Here is a 17,622-nt window from a genome sequence, read left to right on the forward strand (position 1 = left end):
GCCATGACTGCCCCGCGCACCCTCTACGACAAGATCTGGGACGACCACGTGGTCGATGTCGAGCCGGACGGCACCAGCCTCCTCTACATCGACCGCCACCTCGTCCACGAGGTGACGAGCCCACAGGCCTTCGAGGGGCTGCGCGTGGCCGGACGGCGCGTGCGCCACCCGGAGAAGACCCTGGCGGTGGTGGACCACAACGTCCAGACCTCGGACCGCCGCTTCGGCATCGAGGATCCGGAGAGCCGCCTTCAGCTGGAGACGCTGGCCGAGAACGTGCGGGACTTCGGCATCGAGTTCTACGATGCCCTCGACCGGCGCCAGGGCATCGTCCACGTCATCGGCCCCGAGCAGGGCTTCACCCTGCCGGGCCAGACCATCGTCTGCGGCGACAGCCACACCTCGACCCACGGCGCGTTCGGGGCGCTGGCGCATGGCATCGGAACCTCGGAGGTGGAGCACGTGCTCGCCACCCAGACGCTGCTGCAGCGCAAGGCCAAGAACATGCGCGTGACCGTGGACGGCATCCTGCCGCCGGGCGTCACCGCCAAGGACATCATCCTCGCCATCATCGGCGAGATCGGCACCGCCGGCGGCACCGGCTACGTCATCGAATATGCCGGCGAGGCGATCCGCGCCCTCTCGATGGAGGGGCGCATGACGATCTGCAACATGTCGATCGAGGGCGGCGCCCGCGCCGGCCTGGTGGCGCCGGACGCCATCACCTACGCCTACGTCAAGGACCGCCCCAAGGCCCCCAAAGGCGAGGCGTTCGAGCGGGCCCGCGCCTATTGGGACAGCCTCGCCACCGACGAGGGCGCCTTCTTCGACCGCGAGGTCCGCCTCGACGCGGCGAGCCTGCCGCCCCTGGTGAGCTGGGGCACCAGCCCCGAGGACGTGGTCTCGATCTCCGGCCTCGTGCCCGACCCGGCCGCCATCACCGACGAGAACAAGCGCCAGTCGAAGGCCAAGGCCCTCGACTATATGGGCCTCACGCCGGGCACCAAGATCACCGACATCAGCGTCGACCGGGTCTTCATCGGCTCCTGCACCAACGGCCGCATCGAAGACCTGCGCGCCGTGGCCAAGATGGTGGAGGGCCGCAAGGTCCATCCGTCGGTCTCGGCCATGGTGGTGCCGGGCTCCGGCGTGGTGAAGGCCCAGGCGGAAGCGGAAGGCATCGACCTCATCCTCAAGGAGGCCGGGTTCGACTGGCGCGAGCCGGGCTGCTCCATGTGCCTCGGCATGAACGCCGACCGCCTCAGCCCCAACGAGCGCTGCGCCTCCACCTCGAACCGCAACTTCGAAGGCCGCCAGGGCCATCGCGGGCGCACCCACCTCGTCTCCCCCGCCATGGCCGCCGCCGCCGCCGTGGCCGGCCGCTTCGTCGACATCCGCGAGTGGCGCGGCGAGGCCTGAACGCCCAGCTTAAGCGGAATCCGCGAAACGGGCCGGAATCGCGATTGACGCGGCCGGCCCGTCCGCCTAAACGAACCTCCGCGTCGGCAAACATCTGCCGACCGGCCCAGGTGGCGGAATTGGTAGACGCGCTGGTTTCAGGTACCAGTCTTGCAAGAGGTGAAGGTTCGAGTCCTTTCCTGGGCACCAAGCGACTTTAAGTCGTTGCTCCGTTGATGTAATACGAGTTCTGGGTCGGGCCGGAATGCAAAACCGGATCACACCCCAAATGATCCTCGCCACGAAACGGCAGGATACCCGAGCAGATTCGGGTCACATACAGTTCAAGCTCCGTGTTCCCGCCGGCGTTGCCCAACGTGTTCGCGGTCGCATTTCAGTGTTGAGCTCCCGTTTTCAGGGCCGATGCGGCTTGTGCCGTCAGCTTCTGTCTCGACGAGTTCGCCAATGTCCCGCTTCGGACATGCGATGCCGCAACGGCCGACGTGCGACCATTGCGACCGTGTCAAAGCTCTATAGTGTGGTTTGAGCAAGGCCGGTTGCCGCTCTATCAGCGTTAGGTCACGGCCCTCGCCGGGGAATGCTGGCATCTCGGCCATGTGGCGGCTTTCGCAGCTTGAGGGCAGTTCGGGCTTGTACAGTTTGCAGCCGAGATGACTAAGATTCCCGCTCCATCCGACGTTGCGGCAATCGTCGGTGGCATGCGGATCTCGATGCTGATGCTATATCGAAATTAAGAATTATGGGTTCCATATCGCTTTCACTAATGATTGGCCGAATAACTAAAACGACTTTCCCTGAGGCTTAATAGAAATATATGGACTTCCAAGAGAGTTTATATTTATGCTCAATAGAAATCGCTGCTGTTTGCCATTATCAAGGTGGACCACATAACGGCAAGCCGCAGTGAAAAACTCTCCCTGTATGGCAAAAGAATCGGTTTGGGCGGAGCTTAAATCGATTGCCAAAGGAAGGTCATTTTTTTCCGCAGCGCGATTGAATTCCTCAATGATAAGCTTTCGCACTGGAAGCTTCTCACATCCAGCAGCGGTTCCTGCGGAGGGTGTATGTCGTACAGGGGGAGGTTGTATTGCGGCAGGTGGGTTGCTAGGCTCTGCTATGGCTTGGTTTTCTTCAGCGACCGTCACCGAAGTTTCTTGCTGCTGGCGCTGAGCCTCCATGGCGGCCTTGCTCTGAGCGAGGCGCTGTTCTGCAGCTTGACGGCGCAAGCGAGATGCCTCGGTGGCCTTTTTTATCTCTGAAAGCGCACTTTCTTCAGCTGCAGCTTGGCGCTCTATTTCCAGGGCGACCTCTTCGTCATGTTTTGCGCGTTCCCTCGCAGCATTTATGCGTGCTGAACGCAATTTCTCGGCCGCCTCATTATCCTTCCGCAGATCGCTTTGTCGTTGCCGGTTCGCTTCCGTCTGAGCCGCAAGAGATGCTTCTTCTTCGGCGCGGTTGCGCGCGATTCTTTCTGCCGTTGCCGCTTCGGCCTCAAGTGCTTGTCGTTTCTGCGCCTTTGTAGCTGCATCCTGAGCAAGTATTGCCGAGCGCACTGTTCCAATTGCTAACTGCAACTCACCGACACGTTTCTCAGCGAACATAAGAACGTTAGGATTTCGGGGATTCGGGGTAATGCCGAATGGTGTATTTGCAATAGCATAACATTCCGCGTAGATGGCCCGAAATTCATTAATATCTCTATCAGACCAGTCTTGAAAACGCTTGCCGAGAAACTCATCACGATTCTGGCGGCCAAAACTTATCGATTGCATCTCAGAAAGAGCAGCCCTGCATCCGCCCTGAGCATCAACCCAATTCTTAACATACGCAACATCTCCTGCGGCTGCACTTGTGGCACAAAGTAAGCTCAGGAAGATTGCTCGGAAATGCATCGAACGTTCTCGTGTCGGTGGTAGGCACAACCATTACAGATGTAGTAAGTCCAATCTATGCATCTTTGCCACCATAATTTTTCGCCAGGTGCGAGAAAAGACGTTCGTTGAGCATCGGTGCGTCTGATCCCGCAATGTGGTGCTACGATTGACCACCATGCGGCGAAGGATGCGCTATGGGATAAATTCTCCATGGCGGCACCCACAGGCTGCCGACGGTCTGTCGCGCACGACAACTACGTCAAGAGAGCGTGAGGGCGGCGACCAAACGCGTCGGCGGCGGAGCATGGTGGCGGCGGGTGAACGCCCGAAGCCGCAGGCCATTGGTGGCCGTCATTCTCCGGCTTCCTCGCCTGGGGCGCGCCGGATCCACACCGTCGCAAAGGGTTCGCCCGGTCGAAACGCGGTCTCGAGGGCGCCTTTCCGGTGGAGGCCCTCGAGAGCAGGCCCGATCGGCAGGCCCGCCTTTGCGGCGATACGCTCGCTGAAGGCCACCCGTTCGACCCATTCGACCGGCACGTGTTCGAGCACGGTGCGTTCCTCGTCGGTGAAGACGGGCGGCACGTTGAGCGCATCGATCGCCGCCTCGAGGCTGGCGACCGGCATTCCGTCCACGCACCAGACCCGCTCGAAGGGCAGTCCGGCCGCCTGCCGCGCCGCGCCCGCATAGCCCCGGTCGATGCAGGTCAGCCGCGGGATGGCGCTGTGCTGCATCAGCCAGCCGGAGCCGTTCGGCCCATAATTCATGTGGCCGTCGTCACGGAGTTTGCCGGCCTTCACGTCGTCGAGGGTGATCGTCATGCTGCGGCTCCGAGGTCGAGCGCGTTGGAGCGTGCCGTGCGTGCGAGGCCCGACCGTGACATCCGCCTCGGCCTCTTCGGGCGGGATTCCGGGCCAGCGTTCCCGCCGGGCCAGCGCGGTCCCGGTGCACTCTCCAAGCTCCCCATCGCCGGCCAGGATATCCCGGTGCCCTCGGCAGGCAAGTCGCAGGGCAGCTTTACCGCCCCTTCGCCGGGACACAGGCCCTCGCGCGCCGGGCCGATGCGGACGGTTCACGCACGGCTCCCGGTGACTTGACGCTCCGAGCGTCCGCCGGCCAAGCTCTTGCGGCTTCCGAGCAGGCGTCGGGGCAAGCCCCACCGACGCTGACGTCCCACTCTCGAGAGACGCTTCCAGAATGGTTCTTTCCCGTTTCCGCCGGGCCACCGGCCGCCTCCTCGCCCTCCTCGGCCTCGTCTCCCCGCTCCTCTCCGTCCCGCTCCTGCCGGCCCTCGCCGCCGAGGCGGTCTTCCCGCCCGCCGGCGCGATCGGTCTCGTGCCGCCCGCCGGCATGACGCCCGCCAAGAGCTTCGCCGGTTTCGAGCATCCCTCCGGCGCCTCCATCGTCATCGTCGCGATGCCGGCCGAGGCCTACGGGCAGCTCGCCGAAAAATTCACCCCTGATTCCCTGCGTTCGACGGGCTTTGCCGCCGTGGGAGCCGCCGAGCCGCTGGCCGTCGCCGGCGGCGAGGGCCGTGTCCTGCGCGGCAGCCAGTCGGCCAGGGGGATCGCCTATACCAAGTGGGTCGCGGTGGTGCGGGGCGGGGATGGCACCGGCCTCGTCACCGTGCAGGTTCCGGAAGCGGCCCGTGGGCAGGTGCCGAACCAGGCGGTTGAGGCGGCGCTGGGCACCATCGCCTTCCGCTCCCCCGGCAGCGTCGCCGACCAGATCGCGGCCATGCCCTATTCGGTGGGGGACCTGGCCGGGTTCCGCCCGGTGCGGACGCTGATGGGGAATACCCTCCTGCTCACCGACGGCCCCAAGGACGTCGATCCCGAAGGCACCCAGCCGCTCGTCATCGTGGCGCCCTCCCTGGGCAAGGCCCCGGTCGCGACCGGCCAGCAGAGCGCCTTCGCCCGCAAGGCGCTGGGCACCATCCGGGAGGTGAAGGACATCGCGGTCACCGACGAGAGCCGCACCACCGAGGGCGGCGCGGTCCTCATCCGCCTGCGCGCCACCGGCAAGGACGTGCGGTCCGGCCGAAAGGTCGGGGTGACCCAGACGATCCGCTTCGAGGGCAAGAGCTACCTGCGCGTCATCGGTCTCGCCGGCGCGGACCAGCCGGACGCCCTCGCGCGGGCCGAGCGCGTCGCCGCCTCGGTGGTTCCGCGCTGAGTGGGCGTGCCCTGGTGGAGGGCCGTCCGTCGGCCTTCACGAAGGTGGAGCATGCCATGAACGCCACGATCCGCTGCGTCTGCGCCCTCGCCGCGCTCGTTCCCGTCGCGGCCCCGGCCCAGGATGTCGGAGCGAGCATCCTGCAGGGGCTTCAGCAGCAACAGTTCCAGAACCTCGACGCGACCATCGGCGCCGGGTCGGTGGGAGACACGGCGCGGCAGTCCCGGACGCAGGCCGACCCGCCGCGAAGGGCGGGCGACCTGTCCTTCATCGCGAGCGCGGAGCTGCGCGCCACGACGGTGGCCCGGTACGTTCGCGAGCTGAGCGCCACCGATCCCGTCGCGGCGCAGGAGGTCGGGCGGGAGATGGCCAGGCACGATTACGACACGATCTTTCGCGGCTTCCTCACCAGGACCGACCTGCGCGCGGACGATGCGGGCGACGTGCTCACCACCTTCATCGTTCTCCAATGGATGGTGGCCAACGATACGAGCGTCGAGCCGAGCGCCGCCGCCCTCCGCGCCATCCGCCGCCGGATGGTGGAGCCCCTGGCGGGCAAGCCGCCCCTGTCGCGGGCCGCCACGCGCGCCGCCTTTGCCGAACGGGTGAAGCTGCGCGCCGTGCTGCACCATGCCGGCTGGCAGGCCGCCCGGCGCCTCGGGACGGTGCCGGCTTTCGTCGCCGGACTCTCCAAGGACTTCATTCCGCCAGCGACGCTCCGGGACGTCACGCTGACGGAGGACGGGCTGGTCGCGAAGGACCGCCGGAACGGCCCCGCGGCCGGGGCGGGCGGCGGCCCGGCGCCTCGGCGGGCGCCGTAGCTTCGGGCGCGACCTCCGGGGCGGACGCACCGGTCTCGACCGCCTCACGCTGCCCCCGATCGGCGATGGCGGGCGAAGTCGGCGGCTGTTCCTCGCCGACGGCCCGCCAAGGGCCCTGCCGCGACCCGACCGGGAGAGGGCCTCCATCGGCACCGGCATGGTCTCCGTTTAGGAGAGCGGCCCCCTGGTGACCGCAAGGTGTGTAAACACCGTAGCCCGGCCCACCAGGGTTGCCCCCGCGATCCCAGGGCGGCTAGACATCCCTGCGACCGGAACGCCGCATGTCACCGCGCCGGTCGCCGCCTCTTCCCCGTTCCGCGAGGAGCCACGATGCAGAGACCCGAGGATCGCACTGTTGCCCAGACCGGGTCCGCTGCATGAGGGTCGTCCGCGCGGCGCGCCTCCACCTGAAGGAGGGGGCCTCCGACAAGGTCTACGAGGTGGACCTCGTGGAGAACGACGCGGTCGCCGCCCCTGAGCGCTTCCTCGTCAATATCCGCTACGGACGACGCGGCACGATCCTGCGCGAGGGATCGAAGACGGCGCAGCCGATCACCGCCGATGCCGCCGCGAAGGTGTTCGACAGTGTCGTCGTCGCGAAGATCAATGCCGGCTACCGCAGGATCGACCCGGCCACCGCCTTGCCCGGACCGGCGGGCGAGGCGGAATCGCGGGAGGGCGACACCCCGGCCGAGGGCCGCGACGGCATCCTTCTCGCGCGCCTGGCCTCCTGCCGGCGCGGGCCGTGGCCGGAGAAGGATCGCGAGCGCCTGCTCTGGCGCATCGGCCAGCTCCGCATCGCGCGAGCGGAGCCGGACCTCGTCGCCCTGGTGCGGGACATCGGTCCGGCGGGGGCGAGCTACGCCCTGGTCTGGGCGCTGGCCCGCGCCGTGGGGGGCAAGGCGGCACCGATCCTCGAGGCCGTGGCGGCCGAGACGAGCAGCGTCGTGATCCGTGACCTCGCCCGCTTCGCCCTGGTCTCGCCGCTGATGGGCGCGCAGCGACGCTCCTCGGGAGAGGAGGCCGACCTGCCGGAGGCGGTCGCCCGACCGGCCCGCGCCGGCGACGCGGATGGCCTCGTCGCCGCGCTGACCGCCCTTGCCAGGGCCAAGCCCCTCGCCGTCGGGCCGGCGCTGGTGGCGCTCGGCCGCTGCGCGCAGGACGATGCCGTGCTGCATGCGGGCCTCTGCGCCGCGCTCTCGCATCTGCCCGCCCGGCCGCCCTACCTCATCGGCCTGCGCCGCCTCTTCAAACATGCCGAGATGGCCGACGATGCCGGCCTCTTCGGCGCCACGGCGCTGCGGCTCGAGACCGCGAAGGCGATGTACAAATCCGGCGCCCCCCTGGTCTACTCGGCCGAGTTGCGGCGGCAATTCGTGGTGCGCGATGAACGGGGCGGTCCGGATGCGCGGATCGGCCTGTCCTCGGCCACCTCGCTCTACCTCAAGCGCCGGATCTGGCGGGCCTTGCGCAAGCGCGGCGAGGTCGGCGATCCGGCCTTCGCCGAGATGGCCGCCGGCCTGCTGCTGAGGGTGCGGCCGGAGGATCTGGGTCCGCGCACGGTCTCGACCCTGTGGCGGCGTCAGGCGGACGGCACCTGGGGCCGCGATGCCCGCCTGCGCGGGCCGCTCGCGACCCACTGGGCGGCGAGCCAACTCCTGTTCCGCCATGCGCGCCAAGCACGGCCGCGCTCGGGCTCGGCCACGTTCTTCCTCGATGCCGACACCGACCTCGACTCGCGGGACGAGGCCTTCCCCGACCTCTGGAGCGCCCGGCCCGACCTCGCGCTCCGGCTCGCCACGGAGGGGCGGATCGACCCCGTGGCGATGCTGGGCCTGCGCGTCCTGCGGGCCGATCCCGCCGCCTGCGCGGCCCTGGATGCCGCCGCGGTCGGTCGCCTGCTCGGCGCGACTCTGCCCGCCGTCGCCGCCCTCGGCCTGGAGATCGCGCGGGAGCGGCTCGCCCGGGGCGGGGCCGATCCCGAACTCCTCGCCGTCCTCGTTCAGGCCCGGTTCCCTGAGGCGCGGATGCTCGCCCTGCGGCGGATCGAGGCCGAGGCGGATTTGCCCTGGACGAACGTGGCGCTGGCCTTCGCCCTGCTCACGAACGCCGCGCCGGAGGTCGGGGCCTCGCTCGTCCCCCTCGCCCGCGAGCGCGGGCTTCCGGGCGGCGTGGCCGGGCCTTTGGCCGAGCGGCTGGTGGCGTGGCTGCGGGCGATGCCGCCCGTCCTCGACGAGGAAGCGAAGGCGGCGATCCGGGCCATGCGCGGCAGCATCCCGCTGCTCTGGCCGGACCACGACATGCCGGTGGCCGGGCACGACATCGGCGCGCTGATGGCGCATCCGGCCCCGGAGATGATCGCTGCGGGCGTCGCGCTGCTGGCCCTGTCCGGCACCGATGCCGATGGCCTGCCCGCCGAGCAATGGTACGCCCTGATCGGATCGGACTCCCTGGACGTGCGGGACGCCGCCATCGGCCTCCTGTCGCGCCTCGACGATGAGCGGCTCCGCCGGCACGCCGACCACATCCTCGCCTTCGCCTGCGGGCCTTCGCCCGTCCTGCGAAAGGCGGCGCGGCCCCTGGTGAAGCGCCTGGTCGATGCCGATCCGGCCAGCGCCGGCCCCCTGGCGCAATCCCTCATCGCGAGCCTGTTCCGCACCGCGCCGGACGACCGGTTCGTCGCCGACGTTGTCGCGCTCCTGGGCGAGGCGATGCCCCGCGAGCTCGCCGCCCTCGACGCCGGCACCCTGTGGCGCCTCCTCCAGGCGCAGGCCAAGGGCGCGCAGCGCCTCGGCGCCGTCGTGCTGGCCGAGCGGGAGCCGGGCCTCTTCAGCGTGCGCCAGATCGCACGGCTCGGGGGCCATTCGCATCTCGCCGTGCGGCAATGGGCGATGGCCGCCTATCTGGCCGAGCCGGCCCGCTTCCAGGCCGAGGCGGCCGAGGCCGTCCTCCTCGTCGAGAGCGACTGGCCGGAGACGCTCGCCTTCGCGGAGAGCCATTTCGCGGCCTGGCCGGAGGAGGCCTGGACGCCCGATGCCCTCGCCGTCGTCACCGACAGCGTCAAGCCGGAGGTCCTGGCCTTCGCCCGCCGGATCCTGCGCAGCCGGCTGCGGCCGGGGGAGGCGGATGCCCAGATCCTGCGCCTCCTCGAACATCCCTCGCCCTCGATGCACCTTCTGGTGACGGAGCTGCTGACGGCAGAGGCCGTGGCCAGCGAGGACGCCTTCGCGCGTCTCGTGCCGCTGGCCCGCATCGTCATGCTGCAGGTGCTGACGGGGCGGACCGCCAAGGACAGGATGGCCGCCTTCCTGAAGGGGGAGGCCCTGCGCAGCCGGGAACGGGCTCAAAATTTGCTGCCCTTCTTCGCCGACCTGTCGCTCAGCGGCACGGCCCGCGACCGGAACGCCGCGATCCTGGCGCTCCGCGACATCGCCGACGCCTATCCGGATCTCGAGACGCCCCTCGTCCGGCGACCGTCCGCGGCACGGCCCTCCCCCGGATCCCTGTCGGAGGGTGCCCGATGAAGCTCCATCACCGCTATCTCGGCGAGAGCCGCGCCGTCACGGAAGGGGGCACGACGCGGCTCGGCTTCGCCCCCGACACCTTGCGCGCGCCGACCTTCTTCAACGGAAGAGTCTCCCGCCACCTGCCGTTCCGCGAGGCGATCTCGGCCCTCCACCACGTCGTGGTGTCGGACCTGCGCTTCAAGCCGAAGGACCGCAGCGCCTATTTCGCCTGGCTGCAGGCCAACGAGCAGCAGCTCCTGGCCGAAGCGCTGGCCGGCAGGGACGAGCTGGAAACCGAGATCGAGTCCCTGCGCCGCGAACTCACGGACATCGGCATCCGGTACCAGACGGTGATGCGGCCGTTCTACAAGGCCCGGCAGCTTTATTTCGACCGCCTCTACAAGGAGGATCTCGACGCCTGGATCGTCCTCGACCCGGTCATCACCGTGCATCCGGACGAGATCTTCTTCGAGTGTTTCAGCCTCGACGAATCCACCTACGGGCGCCTCTCCTGCGACCATGACGTGTTCGAGCGCATGGGCGAGATGGCCTTCGGCACCACCAACATCGATTACAGCCACGCTTTGTACGACGAGTTCCAGAAGATCCGCAGCGACCGCGACACCGAGCTCGCCATCGACCCCACCGGCTTCTCGGTGCAGACCAGCGGCACGGAGGAGTATCGCGAGGACAAGATCGATCTGCCCGATTCCTGGATGCGGGGCTTCCTGCAGGTCTCGAGCGCCATGACGCAGCCCGCCAGCGTGGTCGATCTGCACCCCGTCGACATGCACGCGATCCTCACGCGGCTCGCCGCCCGCCGGGAGCGGCACGGCCCGCGCTCCCTGCGCTTCCTGCTCGAGCCGGACCGGCCGGTGAGCGTGCTGATCGAACCCTGGAACGAGCGCCTGACCTTCCGGCGCTCGATCTACCGGGGGCCGGCGAGCGCCGAGATCCGGCTCTGGGGCCGGCGCCGGCTGGCGATCCTCGCCCGCGCCCTGCCCCTCGCCCGATCGGTGCGGCTCCATCTCCTCGGCACCGGTCTGCCCTCCTTCGCGGTGGTGGATTACGGCGGCCTGCGCTTCACCCTCGGCCTGTCCGGCTGGACCGCCAACGACTGGTCCCGCGCCGGCCAGTTCGACCTCCTCGCGCCCCGCACGGATGTCGATACGGGCACCGCCGCGCGGGTCTTCGCGGCGCTCGGCCGCCATCTCTTCGCCGATGCCGGGACCCTCGCCGCCGAGACCGGCCTCGACCGGGCGACGGTGGAGTCGGCGCTCGGCCGCTACGTCCAGGCCGGCCGCGTCATGTTCGACCTCGACAAGCGGGTGTTCCGCCTGCGCGAACTCACCCGCGAGCACCTCGATGCGGGCGCCCTGCGCTTCGCCTCCGAGCAGGAGGCCAAGGCCGACCGTTTCGTCGCCGCCGGGCTCGTGACCCTCGGCCCCATCGCCCGCGCCGAGGGCCGGCGCAGCCTCACCGGCTCGGTGCTGGACGATGGCCGGGCCATGGCGACCGCCGTCGAGATCGACGCGGACGACCGGATGGTCGGCGGCCACTGCACCTGCGGCTTCTACATTCGCAACAGACTGATGCGCGGCCCCTGCGAGCACATGCTGGCCCTGCGCCGCATCGTCCATGCGCAGGTCGAGGGCAAGCCGATGAGGAGTCAGGCGTGAGGAACCGCGTCCGGAACCGATTGATGCCGTCCCCGGCATGCTTTAAGCTTCAACCCCTGAGGGACGTCGGGCGGAGCGGACCTTGCAACCTGGGCGGCGTTTCGCCGTCCCTGCACCCTGCCCGGCAAAGCGTCACTGGCCCGCTCTTCACTGGGCCGGCACAGACCCCTACCGCGCGCTTTCTGTTTGGGTTCCTTGAACCCAAACGCGCGGTAGGGGTCGTGCCGGCATCGAGTGGACCGGACCAGTCCCGAGACTTGACGAAGGCTTTCCGGCCGGCGTCCCTCATTCATCTTCCCGTCCGGGCGAGCCGCCCATGAGCGTCCAGCCCGGCTCGCTCACCCGGCAGCAGCTCTACGACCGCATCCGCGAGAGCTCGAAGGACGAGGTCGTCCTCGAAGAGATGATCCGGCTCGGCTACTGGCCGGCCGGAAAGGATCAGCCGAACCTCCCCGAGGAGGTCATCCGCCGCCGGGGCGAGCTCGCCCGCGAACTGACGGAGCTGCATCGCAGCGCGGCGCTCTGGACGAATCCGGATGCCGCCCTCAAGGCGATGCACAAGCGCCGGAAGAAGGCGGCCCTGGAACGGCGACGCGAAACCAAGCTGAGCGGCGCGCGCGGTCGGCACGAACGCGCGCTCGCCTGGCACGGGCGCCGGAACCGGGAGATCCTGTATCTCGGCGAGGGCGTCTCGGCGGGTCTCTCGGGGGGAGACGCCGGGGCGTCGCGAGCCGACGGCCTGCCGGAACTGGCGAGTCCTGGCGCTGTGGCCGAGGCCATGGGGATCGGCCTCGGAGAGCTGCGCTTCCTCGCCTATGACCGGGCGCTCGCCACGGTGAGCCATTACCAGCGTTTCACCATCCCGAAGAAGACCGGCGGGCTGCGCGCCATCTCGGCGCCGATGCCCCGCCTCAAGCGGGCGCAATATTGGATCCTCGATGCCGTGCTGGCTCATGCGGGCATCCACGACGCGGCCCACGGCTTCGTTCCGGGCCGCTCGATCCTGACGAACGCCGCCCTCCATGTGGGGCGGGACGTGGTGGTCAACCTCGATCTCAAGGACTTCTTCCCGACGCTGGATTACAGCCGGATCAAGGGCAAGTTCCGGGGCCTCGGCTATGCCGAGCCGGTCGCCACCGTCCTTGCCCTGCTCTGCACCGAGCCGGATGTGGACGAGGTCGAGATCGACGGACAGCGCCTCTACGCGGCGCGCGGACCACGGCGCCTGCCGCAGGGGGCGCCCACGAGCCCGGCCCTCACCAACCTCGTCTGCACCCGCCTCGACGCGCGGCTCACCGGCCTCGCCGCCTCGCTCGGCTTCACCTACACGCGCTACGCCGACGACATGACCTTCTCCGCCTCGGGCGAAGCGGCGGGCAAGACCGGCGCGCTCCTGAAATACGTGCACGAGATCGTCGCCGGCGAAGGCTTCACCGTCCATCCCGACAAGACGCGGGTGATGCGGCGGGGGCGGCACCAGGAGGTCACCGGGCTCACGGTGAACGAACGGGTCGCGGTGCCGCGCGAGACCCTGCGCCGGTTCCGCGCCCTCCTTCACGGCATCGAGGGGCACGGACCCGCCGGCCGCCGCTGGGGCCGAAGCGAGGGGCAGGCAGTGCTCGGGGCGGCTTTGGGCTTTGCCCGCTTCGTCCGAATGGTCACGCCCGAAGCCGGTGCTCCCCTGGTCGCGCAGGCGCGAAGGCTCGCCGAGACGCACCGAGCGCCGCAGCAATCGGCCCAGCCACGGATCACCCCCTTCCGCGCGCAATCCGCCCGGGGCGTGCCGCCGCGCGAGGGCTGGTGGAGCCCGGCCGAACGCCCGCCGCCGCGGCCCGATCCCATCCTGCTGGAGGCGGAGCGGCCCGCCCAAAGCGTACCCGGACGCAGCGGCCTGCCCTCCATCGGCCGTCGCCCCGCGCCGGCGACTGACCAGCCGCGTCCCGGATCGCCGCGCGGCGGCGATGTCGAGGAGGACACTCCGCTGAAGCCCTGGATGGCGGTCCTCGGCGTGTTCGTCCTGTTCCAGGCCGGCGCCATCGTGCATCCGGTTCTCGGATTGCTGGTGCTCGCGGCGGCTCTCGTCATCGCAATCCGGCGCTGGCTCCGCCGCCGACGCCGGAGATAGGGATCTCGGCAGCGGCCCCGTGTCCGGCCGCATTCCGGCGGCCTCTCAAACCGAGCCGCGCTGCCTCTGATCCATGGGTCGGGGTCTTCGAGACCCGGCGGAGGGCGCCGTCGCTGGCGATGTGACGGCGGCTTGCTCCTCGTGGTGGACATCCGACGCTTGGTACCGCCCCCTGAACGTCCGCGATGTGTGGAAAAAAGCCCCCGACCTTTCGCCTCTCAGCCGACCTTTCCCCACGACACGATGGGCATCGTCATGTCTTCGCACTTGTAACCCCAGGAGGCGCCCCCTCTTCCAACTGATAATAGGGCAATATGCGCGACCGCAACCAACGTCTGGTTGGCAACTCAAACCACCGATAGACAAGGTGAGCCAAAAGAACCGTCAGAAAGATGAATGCGCCGCTGACTATGATGTCCGCGATCTTTGACTGACCAAACTGCCAACGCTGGAGCAGGATACGCCCAAGAACCATTTGAATGGGCGCGTGGATGAGATAAAGGGAATATGATATTTGCCCCAAATATTCAAACGGTTTATACACGAAAGCGCGCTCAATTCTATTGCCTGGATAGGCGCATGCTAAAACGATAATTGAATAGAACATTAGAAGTGTGAGTGGTCCGGCAATGGTGCCCCATGTGAATGTCAAAATGGGAATTGCAAGCAAAGCGATGGGGACAAACGGAATGCTCTTTACTAGATTTAAGTAAGTCAGCTGAAAGCAGAGCATTCCCAATAAAAAACCTGCCGTGCTTCTTATCAAAGGCATACTTTCGAAATAATTCAATCCGCCATAGGCGATAAGGGCTCCGGCGGCGACTACCAACACGAGAGCGCCCTGCTTTTTTCCCAGACCAACGACCCCAGAAGCGATGAGGGGAAATATAAGATATTCAAACCATTCAGCGCTGAGCGACCACCCTGGATAATTCCAGGCCATGCCGTCTGAATGCCATGCCTGGGTCATGAGCAAGCAGTCTAGTAATCGGCCAAAATCTGCGATTTTGGGATTGTACGGCAAGTGGAGCATGATCGCGCCGGCCGTCATGCCGACCATAAATATGACAGTAAGCACGTAAAGCGGGTAGATCCTGGCGAGTCGCAAAAGTATGAATCGTCCGATACCCCTACTACTCAAATTCTTGAAATCATTCAGGTGAACAAATGAAATAATGAATCCGCTAATGATAAAAAATATGTCGACGGCCGTATTTCCGAATTTAAAAAATGGTAGCCAGGTCGCCACTTCCATTGAGCTGAGCGGCATAATATTGAAATGAAAGATGACGACGCTGAATGCTGCAATACCTCGAAGACCCGTCAAGCCGTCGAGGCGCTGTTTCACGACATGCTCTCCGGGATATTAAAGTCACTACGGTGTGGTTAGACATTCACATCCAATGCAGGCCATTGAAATTTGCAAGCGAGCATTGGAGTTACTCATATTTTGAAATGTGTTGTGGGCGCGCCTGCCTTAGGGTCGCGGGTCGGTGGGGCGACGTTCACTTCGGTGCTCTTGCCGCTCGTAAGTCGGCATTGGCAGAGCCACCCAACCCTGTCCTGCTCGATGTTTCATCAAGCATGCCGAACGCGAACACTCCCGGAGCAAGCTTCGAGTTGTAAGCGGGCGCGAAGGCGGTGCCTGCTTCCACCCACTCTCGCCCGGAAGCGGCCTGAACAGCCTGGAAGCGGACCTTCCGAGGGTCGGCAAGGGGTCGTGCGCGAACGGTACCAACCGTGAAATTTCAGCCCCTCGCCTGCCGACGGCTCGGGCGGCGGCCACTGGAAGTCGACGCACGCCATCGCGGATGGGCCGGCTCCCCCGATACGTCTTGCAATTATAGATTATGATTATAATCTATAAGCCGAAGCGGTCCCCCGAGGGGGCGCATCGTGGGAGAGCGTCGTGGGCAAGACGGACATCAAGACGGCCATCGTCACCGGAGCGGCATCCGGCATCGGCTTGGCGACGGCCAAGGCCCTGAAAGCGGCGGGCTACCGGGTCTACGGCACGAGCCGCAGACCCACCCAGGGGCGGGACGGGGACGTCACGATGCTGGCCTGCGACGTGACCGACGACGCGTCCGTCGAGGCCCTGGTGAAGACGGTCCACGGCGAGACCGGGCGGATCGATCTGCTCGTCAACAATGCCGGATTCGGCATCAGCGGCGCGGCGGAGGAATCCACGGCCGAACAGGCGCAGGCGCTCTTCGACGTCAACCTGTTCGGCGTCATCCGCACCACCCGGGCGGTGCTGCCGCTGATGCGGGCGCAGGCGGGCGGCCGCATCGTCAACATCAGCTCCATCCTGGGGCTCGTCCCGGCGCCCTACATGGCGGTCTATTCGGCCAGCAAGCACGCGGTGGAGGGCTATTCGGAATCCCTCGACCACGAGGTCCGCGGCCAGGGAATCCGCGTCGTGCTGGTGGAGCCCGCCTATACGCGCACGGCCTTCGACGCGAACCTGGTCTCCCCCGATGCCCCGTTGAGCCTCTACGATTCCGATCGCGCGGGCCGGGAGCGTTTCACGCGGGAGGTCATGGCCACGGCCGACGCGCCCGAGATCGTCGCCGAGGTGGTGGTGAAGGCCGCCACCGCGACGGCGCCCCATCTGCGCTACACCGCCGGATCGATGGCGCGGCAGGCAAGCCTCCTGCGCCGTTTCGTGCCGGCCAAGCAGTTCGACAAGAGCTACCGCAAGCAGATGCGCCTTCCCCCGGTCTCCTGAGCCTCCGCGCTTCGGGCGCTCGGGTGCAGGGAAGGTATGCGTTCCGACCGGCTCTACGAGCGTCTGATCGGATGTCTCAGCGGATGCTCGTGCCAAAGCCGCTGCTCCCAGCAGTCCGCCTCATCCTGAGGTGCCCTTCGCCTCGGCGAAGGGCCTCGAAGGAGAGTTCCAGAGCTTACTGCGATATCTGGAGCGCTCCTTCGAGGCCGCTACGCGGCACCTCAGGATGAGGTAACGCCTTGGAAAAACAACTCTAACAGGCTCTCAGCCACGACCGGGATTGACCATCGGGTCGGCCTGGAGCCTCGCCGCCGCCAGATCGATGAAGGCGCGCACCTTGGCCGGCGCGCGCCTTCCCTCCAGGCTCACGATATGGACCGGGAGCGGCACCGCCTCCGGATCGTCGAGGACCAGCCTGAGCCGGCCCTCGGCGACCGATGGCGCCACCTGATAGGACAGCAGGGGTGCGATCCCCTGGCCCGCGATGGCAGCCGCCAGGACCGCGTCGATGGTGTTGCAGATCAACCGACATCGCGTGGCGCCACGCGTCGGCCCTTCGGCCGGGGAATGGCGCTCGAAGGGCAGTCCCGTGGCGGTCGAACCGATGGTCGCGTGGCGGTGCAAATCCCCCATCGATTCCGGTGTCCCGTGCCGGTCGAGATAGTCCGGCGCGGCGCAGAGAACCCTGCGGACCGTGCCGACCCGGACCGCGACGAGCCCGGAATCGGCCAGATGACCGATGCGGATTCCCACATCGGCGCCCTCCTCGATCAGGTTGACCACCCGGTCGAGGAACAGCGCCCGCACGCTGACGGCCGGGTAGCGCGCAAGAAATTCGGTGACGGCAGGCAAGACATAAAGCCGGCCGAATTGCACCGGAGCGGTAATCGTCAAGGTTCCGGAAGGTGTCGCGTATGCGCCGGCCGCGAGTGCTTCCGCCTCTTCCATGTCCGAGAGGATGCGGCGGCAATCCTCCAGATAGCGTCCGCCCGCCTCGGTGAGCATCAGCGAGCGCGTCGTCCGCGTCAGAAGACGGGTTCCGATCCGGTTCTCCAGGGCGGCCACCGCACGGGTCACGGCGGGCGGGCTCATGTTGAGTTGGCGCGCCGCAGCAGCGAACCCCCCGCTCTCCGCCACCCGCACGAAGACCCGCATCGCCTGCCACCGATCCATGCCGGCCTCCTCCGTACCCGCGGATTATTCCATCCAGCGGAATAGTCGATTGCGGAGAATGCCGGTTCACGCGTTCCAGGCAAGGGTCTCTGATGTGTCCGTGGCCGGCGCCCTCGTCCGG

At 67.3% G+C, this 17,622-nt stretch carries 11 protein-coding genes and 1 tRNA gene; 8 read left to right on the forward strand and 4 right to left on the reverse strand.

All coding sequences use genetic code 11. The features are described 5' to 3' along the window. Nucleotides 1-3: 3 nt before the first annotated feature. Together leuC and A3OM_RS0119405 are read left to right on the forward strand one after the other, a co-directional pair. Nucleotides 4-1,419, forward strand: coding sequence for a 3-isopropylmalate dehydratase large subunit (gene leuC, locus A3OM_RS0119400; RefSeq protein ID WP_018045445.1), 1,416 nt, complete (start codon nucleotides 4-6; stop codon nucleotides 1,417-1,419). A 104-nt stretch (nucleotides 1,420-1,523) separates the two neighbouring features. Continuing rightward, nucleotides 1,524-1,608 (forward strand) — tRNA-Leu (locus tag A3OM_RS0119405). 590 nt (nucleotides 1,609-2,198) lie between these two features. Here A3OM_RS0119405 and A3OM_RS25935 read toward each other — a convergent pair. Further along, complete coding sequence (locus A3OM_RS25935) at nucleotides 2,199-3,311, reverse strand: DUF2992 family protein (RefSeq protein ID WP_157196509.1); 1,113 nt, start codon at nucleotides 3,309-3,311, stop codon at nucleotides 2,199-2,201. A 333-nt stretch (nucleotides 3,312-3,644) separates the two neighbouring features. Beyond that, nucleotides 3,645-4,112, reverse strand: a complete 468-nt coding sequence (locus tag A3OM_RS0119415) for a hypothetical protein (RefSeq protein WP_018045447.1) — start codon at nucleotides 4,110-4,112, stop codon at nucleotides 3,645-3,647. 376 nt (nucleotides 4,113-4,488) lie between these two features. On the opposite strand from A3OM_RS0119415, the gene A3OM_RS0119420 reads away from it, so the two are divergent. The 5 genes from A3OM_RS0119420 (at nucleotide 4,489) to A3OM_RS0119440 (ending at nucleotide 13,597) form a co-directional block, all read left to right on the forward strand. Further along, entirely contained in the window at nucleotides 4,489-5,466 is a 978-nt protein-coding gene (locus A3OM_RS0119420) for a hypothetical protein (RefSeq protein ID WP_018045448.1), read from the forward strand. Between the two features lie 56 nt (nucleotides 5,467-5,522). After that, nucleotides 5,523-6,287: a hypothetical protein gene (locus A3OM_RS25425; RefSeq protein ID WP_157196510.1), complete on the forward strand. Its 765-nt coding sequence runs from the start codon at nucleotides 5,523-5,525 to the stop codon at nucleotides 6,285-6,287. 377 nt (nucleotides 6,288-6,664) lie between these two features. Then, the gene (locus tag A3OM_RS0119430) at nucleotides 6,665-9,811 is read left to right on the forward strand and encodes a hypothetical protein (protein ID WP_018045450.1); all 3,147 of its coding nucleotides are present in this window, start codon (nucleotides 6,665-6,667) and stop codon (nucleotides 9,809-9,811) included. Beyond that, nucleotides 9,808-11,472, forward strand: a complete 1,665-nt coding sequence (locus tag A3OM_RS0119435; protein WP_018045451.1) for a hypothetical protein — start codon at nucleotides 9,808-9,810, stop codon at nucleotides 11,470-11,472. Before A3OM_RS0119430 ends, A3OM_RS0119435 begins: the two co-directional genes overlap by 4 nt. 316 nt (nucleotides 11,473-11,788) lie before the next feature. Next, nucleotides 11,789-13,597, forward strand: coding sequence for an RNA-dependent DNA polymerase (locus tag A3OM_RS0119440; protein WP_018045452.1), 1,809 nt, complete (start codon nucleotides 11,789-11,791; stop codon nucleotides 13,595-13,597). Nucleotides 13,598-13,850: 253 nt separating this feature from the next. Here the strand turns inward: A3OM_RS0119440 and A3OM_RS24835 are convergent, their stop codons facing one another. After that, complete coding sequence (locus A3OM_RS24835) at nucleotides 13,851-14,945, reverse strand: acyltransferase (RefSeq protein ID WP_018045453.1); 1,095 nt, start codon at nucleotides 14,943-14,945, stop codon at nucleotides 13,851-13,853. Nucleotides 14,946-15,506: 561 nt separating this feature from the next. Here A3OM_RS24835 and A3OM_RS0119450 point away from each other — a divergent pair. Beyond that, nucleotides 15,507-16,328 carry an oxidoreductase gene (locus A3OM_RS0119450; RefSeq protein ID WP_018045454.1) on the forward strand — a complete coding sequence of 274 codons (822 nt, stop codon included), beginning with the start codon at nucleotides 15,507-15,509 and terminating at the stop codon, nucleotides 16,326-16,328. Nucleotides 16,329-16,592: 264 nt separating this feature from the next. Here A3OM_RS0119450 and A3OM_RS0119455 read toward each other — a convergent pair whose 3' ends face one another. Beyond that, complete coding sequence (locus A3OM_RS0119455) at nucleotides 16,593-17,501, reverse strand: LysR family transcriptional regulator (protein ID WP_018045455.1); 909 nt, start codon at nucleotides 17,499-17,501, stop codon at nucleotides 16,593-16,595. Between the last annotated feature and the right edge of the window lie 121 nt (nucleotides 17,502-17,622).

Origin of the sequence: Methylobacterium sp. 88A, assembly GCF_000376345.1 — a bacterium.
GTDB lineage: Bacteria > Pseudomonadota > Alphaproteobacteria > Rhizobiales > Beijerinckiaceae > Methylobacterium > Methylobacterium bullatum.

Bases quoted from the DNA above. Each gene is read 5' to 3' on its own strand.
- leuC (WP_018045445.1), top strand. From the start codon at position 4: ATGACTGCCCCGCGCACCCTCTACGACAAGATCTGGGACGACCACGTG.
- A3OM_RS25935 (WP_157196509.1), bottom strand. From the start codon at position 3,311: ATGCATTTCCGAGCAATCTTCCTGAGCTTACTTTGTGCCACAAGTGCA.
- A3OM_RS0119415 (WP_018045447.1), bottom strand. From the start codon at position 4,112: ATGACGATCACCCTCGACGACGTGAAGGCCGGCAAACTCCGTGACGAC.
- A3OM_RS0119420 (WP_018045448.1), top strand. From the start codon at position 4,489: ATGGTTCTTTCCCGTTTCCGCCGGGCCACCGGCCGCCTCCTCGCCCTC.
- A3OM_RS25425 (WP_157196510.1), top strand. From the start codon at position 5,523: ATGAACGCCACGATCCGCTGCGTCTGCGCCCTCGCCGCGCTCGTTCCC.
- A3OM_RS0119430 (WP_018045450.1), top strand. From the start codon at position 6,665: ATGAGGGTCGTCCGCGCGGCGCGCCTCCACCTGAAGGAGGGGGCCTCC.
- A3OM_RS0119435 (WP_018045451.1), top strand. From the start codon at position 9,808: ATGAAGCTCCATCACCGCTATCTCGGCGAGAGCCGCGCCGTCACGGAA.
- A3OM_RS0119440 (WP_018045452.1), top strand. From the start codon at position 11,789: ATGAGCGTCCAGCCCGGCTCGCTCACCCGGCAGCAGCTCTACGACCGC.
- A3OM_RS0119455 (WP_018045455.1), bottom strand. From the start codon at position 17,501: ATGGATCGGTGGCAGGCGATGCGGGTCTTCGTGCGGGTGGCGGAGAGC.